The organism is Duodenibacillus massiliensis, from assembly GCF_928721995.1.
Classification (GTDB): domain Bacteria; phylum Pseudomonadota; class Gammaproteobacteria; order Burkholderiales; family Burkholderiaceae_F; genus Duodenibacillus; species Duodenibacillus massiliensis.
The window spans coordinates 745,659-759,108 of the sequence record NZ_OV788642.1 but is presented as its reverse complement, the minus strand read 5'-3'; the positions used below and the strand labels follow the sequence as shown (position 1 = coordinate 759,108).

Genomic DNA, 13,450 nt, shown 5'->3' with positions numbered 1-13,450 from the left:
TACTTTGACTTGTCCAGCAAACCACCGTTTTCTGAACAGACCGACTCTTACTCCGCCACCCAAGGATCACTCGCAGCCTGCGTTGCCACAGCCACTTCTTGGCTTTGCTCGTTATTTCCGACCGCGTATCGCTACGTGAATCAAATCGCGCATCTGTTTTTGCAGCATCCGAAAATCATCCATCATTGACGCAACCGCAGTTGGTGCAGCTCCCACCCCTCGCTTTTCTGTCAGCCATAGTTTCAGCAACCCTGCGACCCGACCTAAATTCCCACTCACTTTAGACAGTTCAGTAGCAGCTTCTAGATCCAGCACGGATCGCACTGGCACATTAAGGCCAAGGGTTCGTAAGAAGGCTGACTCTTTCATCCCTGCATTGGCAGCTGACTGCGCGATAGCTGCTTTTTCATCTGGCGTCACCCACACCTCTATCCGATGACTGCGCTGCCTTCCGTCACGCCTTCGGGTGCCTGCTAGATCACTTTTATCCATAGGTTCATCCTTTATCGACAGTTTTTCGTCGCGGTAGCGACTGTAGGCCTCGCAGAGCAAGAGGCCTGTTGAGCGACGCGAATAAGGCAGGTGATGGACTGGTTCGGGCAACGCCCGTACCGGTACAACACACATCTTGCCGTTTAATCACACGCGATCATGTGCAAACAACTACCTGTCAGTACCCAAATTGCGAAAAATCGCGTTTGTTCGCATTTATTCGCGAATCCTCGCGCGCTGCGGTGCTCACTGTAAGCTTGCCACTGCGGATCCTCGGCAAGCTTGTCCCGACTCTTGTCGTAGGACTCCTTCTCGATCTCACCGTTTGACAGATCTTGAGCTTGAGGGTTAAATACATCGGCGGTCTTATCGAGTGTGGCTACCATAACACCCCCTTGCAACACAGAAATCGTTGCCTCGTCGATCTGAATCTGCACCTTCATTCCGACAAGATGTTGGGGGACTCGGTAGTACTTGTTGTCAACACGGATAAGACCGTCGTTGTTGCCGACCTTGCGAGTCTCCACGTAGGTGTGGATCATCGGCGGCTTACTGAGCGCACGCATTTTGGGGAGCTCGATTTGCCACCTCTGGGCAGGAGTCCGAGGACCGTCAAACACCGTCGAGAGCTTGCGCTCGTCGGAAGATCGGCACCAAGCCTCAAACCACAGGTTCCAATCCTCGATGGTGGGTTTGTTGACGCCGGCCAGATTGCCTTTGAGATACTTCACCCCCGATTCCACTTTTCCCTTGCTGCGAGGCTTACACACGGCGGTCGCAATCGGCTTGAGACCGTAGTAGGTGCAGAACTGGTAGAAGCGCTCGGTAAAGCGTTCGACCGCCGTCTTGGCATAGTGGTCGCGAACCAGACTGGAAGCGTTGTCGCACACGATGCAGTAAGGCAGACCGCCGAAGTAGCGGAAGGCCGACTCAAGCCCGTCCAGCCAGGCAGTCTGGGTCTCAGACGGATAGGCCTTGGCAAACAATCGGCGTGAGTAACCGAGCTTGCAAACAAAAAAGTGCAGGCGTGTCATCTGCCCGCCCAACTGAACAACCTTCTCGCCGAAGTCGATCTGCAACTGCTGTGCCGGAGCAGTCTCGTAGCGACCGTGAATAGCCTGCTGCTGCAGGCAAGCTCGGGCAGCCTCACGAAACGGCTTGCAAAACCGCTCAAGCGTTCTCAGGGGGATGTCAACGCCGTAAGTCTCACGCAACAAACTCTGCAGTGGTGGACAGCGGCTCTCGCACGTGTAGAAGCTGTTTCGCACCTCGTCGGAGTGCTCGGCCAGAAAGCGGCCGGCCTGACTGCGGGTGTCACGGCGGGGTTGGTCGGTATCCGCCTGCAGGCACCGCTTAACCGTGTTGCGTGCCATGCCCAAGATCCGGGCGACATGGCGGATGGGTTTGTGTTCTTCAAGAACAAGTTGCCGCACAAGAAGACGGCATTCTTTGGTAATCATGGTTTTGGAACCTCCGTTGTGATGAACAACGGAACCCATGATCCTCGACTTTCTCGTCATTGTAAAAGTACCTCACGACGCCCCCTCGAGGTGGGTCAAAATTAATGTCGTTTGGTGGGTACTTTAGTATGTCGTGCAACAGCGCAACTTGGTATCGGTCAGCATCAGAGGGGGGCTCCAGATCTATAGAAATACCATGATTGAAAACCCAGAAAAAATCAATAAATAACCAGAAAAAACAATTGCTTATATATTTTCAATACCATGCACAACCTGATTCGTTCGACATGGTATCCATGAGGTTCATGGTATCTAGCCCCCATGATACCAAGTTTGATGCCATGAAAAATACATGCTTGGTGTTGCTTGCTGATGCCAGACAGTGCCACACCAAAAAACAAAAAAGCCCGCAATTACGCGGGCTTAGAGGCTTTTTAGGCCGTTTCTTGCCTGGCTATGCCAGACGTGGGATCACTCCCATTCAATGGTGGCAGGGGGTTTGCCGGAGACGTCATAGACGACGCGGTTGATGCCCTTGACTTCATTGATGATGCGGTTGGAGACGCGGCCCAAAAGCTCATAGGGGAGTTCCGACCACTTCGCGGTCATGAAGTCGCTTGTCTGCACCGAGCGCAGGCTCACCACCCATTCATAGGTGCGGCCGTCGCCCATGACGCCCACGCTTTTAACCGGCAGGAACACCACGAAGGCCTGGCTCACCTTGTCGTACCAGCCGCTTGCGCGCAGCTCATCGATAAAGATCGCATCGGCTTCACGCAGAATGTCGGCGTATTCGCGCTTGACTTCCCCGAGGATTCGCACACCGAGGCCCGGCCCCGGGAAGGGATGACGGTAAACCATCTCGGCAGGCAACCCGAGCTTGACGCCGAGCTCACGCACTTCGTCCTTAAAAAGCGAACGCAGCGGTTCAAGAAGTTTGAGGTGCAGCGTATCGGGCAGGCCCCCCACATTGTGGTGGCTCTTAATGGTCTTCGCTTTCTTCGTTTTCGCGGCGGCGCTTTCAATCACATCGGGGTAGATCGTCCCCTGCGCCAGCCACTTCGCGGCAGTGAGCTTGGCGGCTTCATCCTGAAAGACGTTTACAAACTCGCGGCCGATGATCTTGCGTTTGGCTTCGGGATCGGTGACACCCGCAAGAGCATTCATGAAGCGGTCAACAGCGTCCACGACGATGAGTTTTAACCCCATGTTCTTTTCGAAGGTTTCGCGGACCTGTTCGCGCTCGTTTTTGCGCAGCAGGCCGTTATCAACGAACACACAGGTGAGCTGTTTGCCGATGGCGCGGTGAATCAGCGCTGCGGCAACCGAGCTGTCGACGCCCCCGGAAAGGCCCAGAATCACTTCGTCGGTGCCCACTTCACGGCGGATCGTTTCAACGGCTTCGGTGATGTAGTCTTCCATGACCCAGTCGGGTTTGCAGCCGCAGATGTTTAAAACAAAGCGGTTCAGAATTTCGCGGCCCTTGACGGTGTGCGTCACTTCCGGGTGAAACTGCACGGCGTAAAAACCGCGGGCTTCATCGGCCATGCCGGCAATGGGGCACGAGGGCGTCGAGCACATCACCTTAAAGCCTTCGGGCATCTGAGCGACCTTGTCGCCATGGCTCATCCAGACCTTGAGCATCCCTTCGCCGTTGGCGCCCTTAAAGTCTTCAATGCCTTCCAGAAGCTTCGTGTGGTTGTGGGCACGCACTTCGGCGTAGCCGAATTCGCGCTTGGTGCCGCCTTCAACGCGGCCCCCCAGCTGCTGCGCCATCGTCTGCATGCCGTAGCAGATACCCAAAACCGGGACGCCGGCCTTAAAGACGGCGTCAGAGACCTGGTCGTTGCTTTCTTCATAGGCGCTCATGTGCGAGCCCGAAAGGATGATGCCCTTCGGTGCAAACTGAGCGATGAATTCGGCGGAAACATCATTGGGGTGGACTTCGCAGTAGACGTGGGCTTCGCGCACGCGGCGTGCGATGAGCTGTGTGACCTGACTGCCGAAGTCGAGAATGAGAATTCGATCGTGCTGCATGTGTGGCGTTCTCAGTGAATTAACAAAAATCTTAACGAAAAGGCGCAGGTGTCAGTGGGTTTGAACGCCTGCGCCGTGGTTCCCGGATGCGGGATCCTCTTAGTTTTCCTGACGGTAGTTCGGGGCTTCCTTCGTGATCTTCACGTCGTGGACGTGGCTTTCACGCCAGCCCGCCGCCGTGATTTCAACGAACTCGGCACGCGCACGCATCTCGTCGATCGTGCGGCAGCCGCAGTAGCCCATCGAGGAGCGCAGGCCGCCCGCCATCTGATAAAGGATCGTGGTGACGGAGCCCTTAAAGGGAACCATGCCTTCGATGCCTTCGGGAACGAGCTTATCGAGGTTGCCGGAGTTGTTGTCCTGGAAGTAGCGGTCGGCAGAGCCCTTAAACATGGCGCCCAAAGAGCCCATGCCGCGGTAAGCTTTGTAAGAGCGCCCCTGGTAGAGAATGACTTCGCCCGGCGCTTCTTCAGTACCGGCAAGCATTCCGCCCATCATGACGCAGTTGGCGCCCGCGGCGATTGCCTTGGCGATGTCGCCGGAGAAGCGGATGCCGCCGTCGGCGATCAGCGGCACGCCCGTGCCTTCGAGGGCTTCGGCGACATTGCTGATTGCGGTGATCTGGGGGACGCCCACGCCCGCAACAATACGCGTCGTGCAGATGGAGCCCGGGCCGATACCGACCTTGACGGCGTCGGCGCCGTTATCAACGAGCGCACGTGCTGCGGCACCCGTGGCGATGTTGCCGCCGATCACCTGCAGCTTCGGATAATTCTTCTTCACCCAGGCCACGCGGTCCAAAACACCCTTGGAGTGGCCGTGCGCCGTATCAACGACAATCACGTCAACGCCGGCTTCAACGAGAAGCTCGAGGCGCTCTTCGGTGCCGGCACCGACGCCGACGGAAGCGCCCGCAAGGAGCTTGCCGTCCTTATCTTTGGCGGCGTTGGGGTGTTCGGTGGCTTTGATGATGTCCTTGACGGTGATAAGGCCCGAGAGGTTGAAGTCCTTGTCCACGACGAGAACACGTTCGAGACGGTTTTCGTGCATCAGGCGCTTGGCTTCATCAAGCGATGCCCCTTCCTGCACGGTGACCAAACGTTCGCGCGGCGTCATGATTTCACGCACCGGAGCCTGCATGCGGGTTTCAAAGCGAAGGTCGCGGTTGGTGACCATGCCCAGAACGCGGCGGCCTTCCACAACGGGCACACCGCTGATGCGGTGTTCAAGGCACATGCGGATCACGTCGCCGACGAGCATATCCGGGCCCACGGTGATGGGGTCGCTCACAACGCCGGATTCATGGCGCTTAACCTTGGCGACTTCCGCGGCCTGCTGTTTGGCGGAAAGATTCTTGTGAATAATGCCAACACCGCCTTCCTGCGCCATCGCAATGGCGAGATTGGCTTCGGTCACCGTATCCATGGCGGCCGAAATCATCGGGATGTTGATGCTGATTTCACGGGTGAGTTTGGTGGAGAGGAGAACGTCCTTGGGAAGAACTTCCGAGTATGCCGGAACGAGCAGGACGTCATCGAAGGTAAGAGCCTTCTGAAGGAGCCGCATTTTTTTACCTCAAACGCAAAAATGAATTATATCGCGCCGGTCAGGCGCCTTTCAAACCCGCCCAGAAACTGCGGTTAACCCATTATTTTAAGGCTGAGTGTCCGTCTTGACAAGGTGTGCTGGCACGAAAAAATACCGTGCCAGCAGGGGCGATTTCAAAGGCTGCGGGCCTGCGTCAGGCGCCCGCGGATGTAGTCTTCGGCCCACATCAGACCGATGATGGTTTTGACGTCAGAAATTGTGCCGTCGCGGCAGGCCGCAAGAGCCTCTTCAAACGGCACGCGCGTGAGCGTCAGAAATTCGTTTGCATCGAGCCTTTGCTCACCCTGGGTCAGCCCCCGGGCAAGATAAATCTCGATGTGCTCGTCGCTGTAGCCGATTGCGTTGCGGATCGTGCCCAGAAACACCCAGTCGCGCGCCGTGAGCCCTGCTTCTTCCTTCAGTTCGCGGCGTGCCGTGACGGCGTGCTTCTCACCCGGATCAATTTTTCCGGCAGGGATTTCCCAGAAGGCGCCGCCTGCGGGGGTGCGCCACTGACGCTCAAGCACGACGCGGTTTTCGTCATCCAAAACAACGATTGCAGCCGCTCCGGGATGCCGGATCATTTCGCGGGTACTTGTTTTGCCGTTGGGAAGCGTCACCGTCAGCCGGTGCACCTTCAAGAGGCGCCCGGTGAAGACCGTATCGTCAGCGGTAACGGTCTCGGCAAGACGTTTGTCGAGCTTATCAACATCAGCGGAAAACGAAGCCATGACTTAATCCTTGTAATTCTGTCTCGGGCGGCCTTTGGTCATATCGTTTTTCATCAGGCGCTCCTGATCGCGCTTCCATTCTTTCTTGCTTTCGTCCTGGCGTTTTTCAAAGTCGCGTTTGCCGCGCGCAAGCGCAAGGCTCAGTTTCACGCGGCCCCGCACAAAGTGAAGGTCCAGGGGAATCAACGCATAGCCCGAGCGTTCGACCTTACCGATCAGACGCATGATTTCCTTGCGGTGCATCAAAAGCTTGCGGGTGCGCGCCATCTCGGTCTTTTCGTGCGTGCAGACCTGATCGGCGGGGGTGAAGTGGGCGTTACAGAGAAAGAGTTCCCCTTCCCGCGCATAGACGTGCGCAAGATTGATGGTGGCGCGTCCGGCACGCACACTTTTGACTTCCCAGCCTCTGAGGACGAGCCCCGCCTCAAAGCGCTCTTCAATGAAATAGTCAAAGGTGGCGCGTTTGTTCTTAATTACTCCGGCCAATTTGTTTTGTATCCTTCTGAGAGCAAAATCTTTTTTGTGCGGGCATTCTAAAGGACGCACCTTGAGTCCGTACGCTCAAAAGGAAGTGAGATTGTGAGAATTTCCATCGCTCATGTTGATGCGTCGGGGCACGTGACCCTGACGGAAACCGAGGTCGCGCAAGGGGCGACTGCGGCTGACGTGCTTGCTCGCCGCGGCATTGATGCGGGCGCAGGGATCGCCCTTTTCGGAGAAAGAATAACGCCTGAGACCGAACTGCATGAGGGTGACCGTCTTGATGTGGCGGCGCCGCTTACGATTGCACCTATGGAAGCGCGGCGCCTGAGGGCGCAGAAAAAAGCCGCACTCCGTGACGTGAGCCGCGGACGCCACGGCGGACGCCACCGGCTTGCGGTTTCGGATGTCTGACGGTTTATGGTGTGCTTAAAAATTAAGCACGCCATAAAAATCAACGCTTAGCAAAAATTGCTGCGTGAGTTTTTCACCCTTTTCCACAAAACCTGCGGAAAAAGGTGAATAACCCGGCCTGACATCAGGTTATCAGCCGTCAGGCCTTGTTACTGCGCGGCATTGTTTCTTTTCCTGTTCGTGTAAGACCACATGAGCTTGAAGGCGGCCGGAATCAGAAACATTGAAAGAAGCGGCGCCGTGATCATGCCGCCCACCATGGGCGCGGCAATGCGGCTCATGATTTCGCTGCCAGCGCCGGTTCCGATGAGAATCGGCACAAGCCCCACCACAATCACCGAAACCGTCATCGCCTTGGGGCGGACGCTTTCTGCTGGTTATCGTCCTGGCCGGGCTTGGCGGCTTCCTTTCCTGCCGGCAGATTGCTGAGTACTGGAAACTGCATCGTCCTGTATTTAAGGCATGGTTTGCCGATTTCCCTGATCAGGATATTTCTCACGATACGGTCCGCAATGTCATCCGAATCCTTGGCAAAGGTGACGTCAACAAGCTCATTGAGCAGTACACGATCCCTCTGCTGGCCAAGTACCAGACGCGGATTGTTGCCTTGGACGGTCAGGCCGTATGCGCAGCATAAAGCCTGGAGCACAAGGCTCACAGCCGCTATGTGCTGAACCTTTTCGATACTGACAATGAAATGTGCCTTCAGCAGGTACTTATCGAGGAAAAAGAGAACGAGATCACTCAGACCGTCAACATCGTGACGTCCATGGATCTCAGCGGTGCGATCTTCACCTGCGATGCGATGAATACGCAGAAAAAGCTGGCGGAGTTTCTTCTTTACGAAAAACACTGCGACTACTGCTTTGCCGTCAAAGGCAACCACAAAGAACTTCACAGCCAGGTTTGCGGTTGGTTTAAAACCAAACAAGGCCGGAGCGCTGCAAAAGAATGTGCCCGTATTGAGCTGGGGCACGGCCGCACTGAAACACGGGAAATCAGCGTGTTGCCGGCCTCTCTCATGAAAGAATTTGCCCAAGATGTTTTGGATAAATGGGCCGGACTGGAAGACGGGTGCATCGTCATGGCCAGAATCAAACGCGAATTCGCAGACGCACCGGAGAAAAACTCTGATGAAGTGCGCTACTTCATTACGAGCCTGCATTTCGACAAGCGCTACATTGCTGCCACGCTGGCGCGCGTGCTCCGCAGACACTGGATGATTGAAAACGGGTTGCACTGGGTGCTGGATGTGACTTTTAACCAGGACAGAACCCAGTGCAGAAACGCCGATTTCTTGGCCGGAGTAACCGGAATCCGCAAAATTGTTTTCAACCTGATCAGTAAGGCTCAGTCCGTGCAAGAAGCAGAAACCGGACGCCAGGCCGCACACAAACCGTCCTGGAAAGTCAGGCTTTCAACGCCTGCCTCTGCCATGGAGCTTTTTGCAAAACTATACCGGCACGTCAAACGATAAGGATGAGTAATCGTCAACCCTGACTGTCTCTCAGGAAAAGGAGATTGCGCGTCTTTTACGTGCCATGGACCGCTCCCGCAGAGACACGAATCGGGAGTGCTGCAGCGCGGACGGCACCGTTAAAGCCGCCGGAAAAAAGATTGTCTGGAAGGAATCCAAGACCTATAAGGTAACGAAGGCAAAACTTGCGGATCTGTACCGCCGCCAGGCGGAAACCCGCCGTTGCCTGCACGGCGAAGTGATTAACCAGGTGTTCGGCAGGGCCGGCACCGTCATTGTGGAGAAGAACTCATACAAAGCATTTTAGAGAGCCGGATACGGCAAGAGTTTGGGCAAAAGCGGTATTGCAGGATTGATAACCCGGATGACAAGTAAGGCTGAAAGCGCCGGCTGTTGTGTGGTGAAAGTCAGTCCCCGCAAAACTGCGCCCGAGTCAGCACGATCCCGAAACGGGAACGTACCGGAAGAAAGCTCTTTGGGAGAGAAGTCATCAGTTGGGAGACACGGACTGGTACATGGACCGCGACCTTGCGGCCGCCATGAACCTGTATTTTGCGGATCCCGCCACTGACAGCTACGATCTGAAGGCTGAGCAATCAGCGCTTGCGAGGCTCAAACAAGTCTCAGGGAACGCCGGATCGATAGTGCAGTACAAACCAGCGAATCGGCAAGACGAAGCAGTCCTTCGCCGGAACCGACGGATCGAGCTGATGAAGCCGTACCCGTAGAGCGGTTGCGTTTTAAATGTTCCTGTGGTGCAGGGGACGCCCGGGCAGACAAGGCCTCAAAAACCTTGCCTGTTGCGGGAAAGCCTGCACTGTGTCAGGAAACCCCGCGCTTTCAAGCGCGGGTTGTTTAGTTTGGGAATTACCCCATGGGTGAGGGTGACCGTTAAAAACAAAGGAACACCGATTCCCGCGGACAAGATCGCGCACGTCTTTGAGCGGTTTTTCAGGGCTGATCCCGCACGAAGCCGTACCGACGGCGGCACCGGCATCAGACTTGCAATGGTTGAGTCCATTGCCCGTGTGCACGGCGGGCGCGTTTGGGTGAGGTCTGACGCCGAGGCAACTGTTTTTGCCTTTGAGAGGCCGCAGAATGCCGCCGGCCGTACGGCAGCTTCTATAGGTGAGTAAGGATTCCCCGAAGGTTGTAGGTAAAAGGGCTTAATAAATCCTTCTCAGCGCAAAACGGCGGGGTAACTTTAACCTTTTAACAGCAGACGAAATACCAAAAGGGGAGTATGTTTACGGGTGCTAAGACTCCAACCGTAATAGGTATAAAAAATGGCACAAGCACCTGAATTCAAATACGCGCCGATGTTCCAGCTCGGTAAGGACGATACGGAGTACTACCTCCTCACAAAGGAGTACGTCTCCGTCGGTGATTTCGAAGGTCATCCGATCCTGAAAGTCGAGGCCGAAGGTCTCACCCAGATGATCAACACCGCTTTCCGCGATGTGTCCTTCCATCTGCGCCGCGCGCACAACCTGCAGCTTGCGAAGATTCTGAAGGATCCGGAAGCAAGCGAGAACGACAAGTTTGTTGCGCTCACGTTCCTTCGTAACGCTGAAGTGGCCGCCAAGGGACAGCTCCCCTACTGCCAGGACACCGGTACCGCCATCGTTCACGGCGAAAAGGGCCAGAGCGTCTGGACCGGTTTCTGCGATGAAGAAGCGATTTCCAAGGGCGTCTACAAGACCTATACGGAAGAAAACCTGCGTTATTCGCAGAACGCCCCGCTCACGATGTACGACGAAGTGAACACGAAGTGCAACCTTCCTGCTCAGATCGACATCGAAGCCACCGAAGGCATGGAATACAAGTTCCTGTGCGTCTGCAAGGGCGGCGGCTCTGCCAACAAGACCTACCTCTATCAGGAAACGAAGGCTGTTTTGAATCCGGCCAAGCTCGTTTCCTTCCTCGTTGAAAAGATGAAGACCCTCGGCACGGCTGCCTGCCCGCCGTACCACATCGCCTTCGTCGTGGGCGGTACCTCCGCTGAGAAGAACCTTCTCACCGTGAAGCTTGCTTCCACCCACTACTACGACAACCTCCCGACGACCGGTGACGAAACGGGCCGCGCCTTCCGCGACGTGGAACTCGAAAAGAAGCTTCTCGAAGAAGCCTGGAACATTGGTCTGGGTGCTCAGTTCGGCGGCAAGTACATGGCCCACGACATCCGCGTGATCCGTCTGCCGCGTCACGGCGCTAGCTGTCCGATCGGCATGGGCGTGAGCTGCTCTGCGGACCGCAACATCAAGTGCAAGATCAACAAGGACGGCTTCTGGATTGAAAAGCTCGACACCAACCCGGGTGAACTCATTCCTGAGGAATACCGCAAGGCCGGCGAAGGCAAGACCGTTAAGATCGACCTCAACCAGCCGATGAAGGCGATCTGCGCTGAACTCTCCAAGTACCCGGTTGCCACGCGCGTCTCGCTCACGGGCACCATTATTGTGGCCCGCGATATTGCGCACGCCCGCCTGAAGGAACGCCTTGACAAGGGTGAGGATCTGCCGCAGTACATGAAGGATTACCCGGTTCTCTACGCAGGCCCGGCCAAGACCCCGAAGGGCATGCCCTGCGGCTCGATGGGCCCGACCACTGCCAACCGTATGGATCCCTATGTTGATCTCTTCCAGAGCCACGGCGGCTCGATGGTGATGATTGCCAAGGGTAACCGTACTCAGGTTGTGACCGATGCCTGCAAGAAGCACGGCGGCTTCTACCTCGGTACGATCGGCGGCGTTGCTGCGGTGCTCTCTCAGTCTTCGATTAAGAGCATTGAATGCATCGAGTTCCCGGAACTCGGCATGGAAGCCGTCTATAAGATCCAGGTTGAAGACTTCCCGGCCTTCATCCTTGTGGACGACAAGGGCAACGACTTCTTCAAGCAGATTAAGCCCCGCTGCGAAATCTGCGCCGCCAAGAACTAATCGGCCGAAGCAAAAAAGCCTGAGCGCAACAGTCGCTCAGGCTCACCGAACTTAAGTTTTCGGACAGGGTTGTTTCAAGCTCTGTCCGATTTTTTTGCCTAGTCCTTTTGCACCGCTGATTTTCTGCGGAAATTTCTCCTTGCTACGCCGTTCGGTGGGTATCGGATTACGACTTTTGCGGCGTTGACGGCGTCAGGAATCGGCCTATGCTGAACATCAACGAAACGGCTTTATCGAAAGTCGTTTTTCAATAGCTAACAGTTATTACAAGCAATTGTCCGGAGGTTCCGCAATGACAAAGAATCTGATTGATGCCCGTTACGGTCTTTTCATCAACGGTGAATGGGTGGATGCCGAAGGCGGCAAGACCTTTGTGACCACAAACCCTGCGACCGGCGAAAAGCTCGCTGAGTGCGCAGACGCGTCGGCCGCCGACGTCGACCGTGCCGTTAAGGCTGCGCGCGCCGCTTTTGCAACGTGGTCCAAAACGAGCGTGCAGGAGCGAAGCGAAATCCTCCTTAAAATCGCCGACCTCATTGAAGCCAACGCCGAAAAGCTCGCGATGGTGGAAACGCTCGATAACGGTAAGCCCATCCGTGAAACGACGCTTGTGGATGTGCCGCTTGCCGTGGATCACTTCCGCTACTTTGCCGGGTGCCTGAGAGCCGACGAAGGTTCCGCAACAGTCTTTGACGAAAACACGCTCTCCCTTATTATCCGTGAGCCGATCGGCGTGGTGGGGCAGATTGTTCCCTGGAACTTCCCGTTCCTGATGGCTGCCTGGAAGATTGCGCCGGCCCTGGCGGCTGGCGACACGGTCGTGATTAAGTCTTCTTCCACGACGCCCCTCTCATTAAACGAGTTCGGCAAGCTCCTTGCCAAGGTGCTGCCTGCCGGTGTCGTCAACATTATCACGGGCCGCGGTTCCGTGAGCGGTCAGGCAATGCTTGATAACCCGGGCTTTGACAAGCTTGCCTTCACCGGTTCCACGGAAGTGGGCTATACGGTTGCGGAAGCCGCCGCCAAGCGCCTCATTCCCGCTACGCTTGAATTGGGCGGCAAGTCCGCCAACATCATCTTTGATGACGCTCAGCTTGATAAGGCGATTGAAGGCGCTCAGATCGGCATTCTCTTTAACCAGGGCCAGGTTTGCTGCGCGGGTTCCCGCATCTTCGTGCAGGAAGGGATTTATGACAAGTTCGTCGCGGCACTTACCGAAGCTTTTAAGAAGGTGAAGGTGGGCGATCCCACGGATATGTCCACGCAGGTCGGTGCGCAGATTAACGAACGTCACCTTCAGAAGATCATCGACTACGTCAAACTCGGCGAAAAAGAGGGGGCGAAGGTTGTCTGCGGCGGCGAGCGTGCCTGCCCGACCGGCGCCTTTATGAAGCCCACGCTGCTCGCCAACGTCGACAACAAGATGCGTGTTGCGCAGGAAGAAATCTTCGGGCCGGTTGCCTGCGTGATTAAATTTAAGACCGAGGAAGAGGCGGTGCGCCTTGCCAACGAAAGCGAATACGGTCTCGGCGGCGCCGTCTGGACCCGCGACATCAACCGTGCGCTTCGTGTGGCGCGCGGCGTGAGAACGGGTCGTATGTGGGTCAACACCTACAACGAACTGCCCGCGGGCACGCCCTTTGGCGGCTACAAGAAGTCCGGTATCGGCCGCGAAACGCACAAAATGATGCTTTCTCACTACAGCCAGGTGAAGAACATCTACATCTCGATGTCCGAAAAGAAGCGCGGTTTCTTCTGATTGATTGAAAAACTCAAGCTCTGAAAAAACGAAAGGATCCCAAAATCGGGATCCTTTCGCATTACCGGCGGCTT

14 protein-coding genes and 1 pseudogene are annotated in these 13,450 nt (G+C 56.0%); 7 read left to right on the top strand and 8 right to left on the bottom strand.

From position 1 onward, the window contains the following. Window positions 1-111 precede the first annotated feature (111 nt). From NXF97_RS03450 to smpB, 6 genes are all read right to left on the bottom strand, one after another. Complete coding sequence (locus tag NXF97_RS03450; RefSeq protein WP_274956478.1) at window positions 112-492, bottom strand: plasmid mobilization protein; 381 nt, start codon at window positions 490-492, stop codon at window positions 112-114. A 143-nt stretch (window positions 493-635) separates the two neighbouring features. Continuing rightward, on the bottom strand, window positions 636-1,952 hold the full coding sequence (istA, locus tag NXF97_RS03445; RefSeq protein ID WP_274956477.1) for an IS21 family transposase: 1,317 nt from the start codon (window positions 1,950-1,952) through the stop codon (window positions 636-638). A gap of 471 nt (window positions 1,953-2,423) precedes the next feature. Continuing rightward, window positions 2,424-3,989: a glutamine-hydrolyzing GMP synthase gene (gene guaA / locus NXF97_RS03440; protein WP_074009899.1), complete on the bottom strand. Its 1,566-nt coding sequence runs from the start codon at window positions 3,987-3,989 to the stop codon at window positions 2,424-2,426. A gap of 99 nt (window positions 3,990-4,088) precedes the next feature. Continuing rightward, window positions 4,089-5,555: an IMP dehydrogenase gene (gene guaB / locus NXF97_RS03435; protein ID WP_022372599.1), complete on the bottom strand. Its 1,467-nt coding sequence runs from the start codon at window positions 5,553-5,555 to the stop codon at window positions 4,089-4,091. A 155-nt stretch (window positions 5,556-5,710) separates the two neighbouring features. Beyond that, window positions 5,711-6,307 (bottom strand): NUDIX domain-containing protein, encoded by a 597-nt coding sequence (locus NXF97_RS03430; protein WP_022372600.1) that lies wholly within the window; start codon window positions 6,305-6,307, stop codon window positions 5,711-5,713. Window positions 6,308-6,310: 3 nt separating this feature from the next. After that, a complete protein-coding gene (gene smpB, locus NXF97_RS03425; RefSeq protein WP_074009900.1) occupies window positions 6,311-6,793 on the bottom strand; it encodes an SsrA-binding protein SmpB in 483 nt (160 codons plus the stop codon). A 93-nt stretch (window positions 6,794-6,886) separates the two neighbouring features. Between smpB and NXF97_RS03420 the strand changes: the two genes are divergently transcribed. Then, window positions 6,887-7,201 carry an RnfH family protein gene (locus NXF97_RS03420; RefSeq protein WP_274956476.1) on the top strand — a complete coding sequence of 105 codons (315 nt, stop codon included), beginning with the start codon at window positions 6,887-6,889 and terminating at the stop codon, window positions 7,199-7,201. 149 nt (window positions 7,202-7,350) lie between these two features. Here the strand turns inward: NXF97_RS03420 and NXF97_RS03415 are convergent. Together NXF97_RS03415 and NXF97_RS03410 are read right to left on the bottom strand one after the other, a co-directional pair. Continuing rightward, window positions 7,351-7,566: pseudogene (locus NXF97_RS03415) on the bottom strand (efflux RND transporter permease subunit); the annotation flags it as partial. Continuing rightward, a complete protein-coding gene (locus tag NXF97_RS03410) occupies window positions 7,548-7,859 on the bottom strand; it encodes a hypothetical protein (RefSeq protein WP_274956475.1) in 312 nt (103 codons plus the stop codon). The pseudogene NXF97_RS03415 and the gene NXF97_RS03410, both read right to left, overlap by 19 nt. 39 nt (window positions 7,860-7,898) lie before the next feature. Here NXF97_RS03410 and NXF97_RS03405 point away from each other — a divergent pair, with 39 nt between their 5' ends. The 6 genes from NXF97_RS03405 (at window position 7,899) to NXF97_RS03380 (ending at window position 13,376) form a co-directional block, all read left to right on the top strand. Further along, window positions 7,899-8,678: an ISAs1 family transposase gene (locus tag NXF97_RS03405; RefSeq protein ID WP_274956720.1), complete on the top strand. Its 780-nt coding sequence runs from the start codon at window positions 7,899-7,901 to the stop codon at window positions 8,676-8,678. A 64-nt stretch (window positions 8,679-8,742) separates the two neighbouring features. Then, window positions 8,743-8,985 carry a hypothetical protein gene (locus NXF97_RS03400; RefSeq protein WP_274956474.1) on the top strand — a complete coding sequence of 81 codons (243 nt, stop codon included), beginning with the start codon at window positions 8,743-8,745 and terminating at the stop codon, window positions 8,983-8,985. 187 nt (window positions 8,986-9,172) lie between these two features. Then, entirely contained in the window at window positions 9,173-9,406 is a 234-nt protein-coding gene (locus NXF97_RS03395) for a hypothetical protein (protein WP_274956473.1), read from the top strand. A gap of 150 nt (window positions 9,407-9,556) precedes the next feature. Further along, window positions 9,557-9,814 (top strand): ATP-binding protein, encoded by a 258-nt coding sequence (locus NXF97_RS03390; RefSeq protein WP_274956472.1) that lies wholly within the window; start codon window positions 9,557-9,559, stop codon window positions 9,812-9,814. A 150-nt stretch (window positions 9,815-9,964) separates the two neighbouring features. Beyond that, window positions 9,965-11,617, top strand: coding sequence for a fumarate hydratase (locus NXF97_RS03385; RefSeq protein ID WP_274956471.1), 1,653 nt, complete (start codon window positions 9,965-9,967; stop codon window positions 11,615-11,617). A gap of 292 nt (window positions 11,618-11,909) precedes the next feature. Next, window positions 11,910-13,376 carry an aldehyde dehydrogenase family protein gene (locus tag NXF97_RS03380; protein ID WP_274956470.1) on the top strand — a complete coding sequence of 489 codons (1,467 nt, stop codon included), beginning with the start codon at window positions 11,910-11,912 and terminating at the stop codon, window positions 13,374-13,376. The last annotated feature ends 74 nt before the right edge of the window (window positions 13,377-13,450 follow it).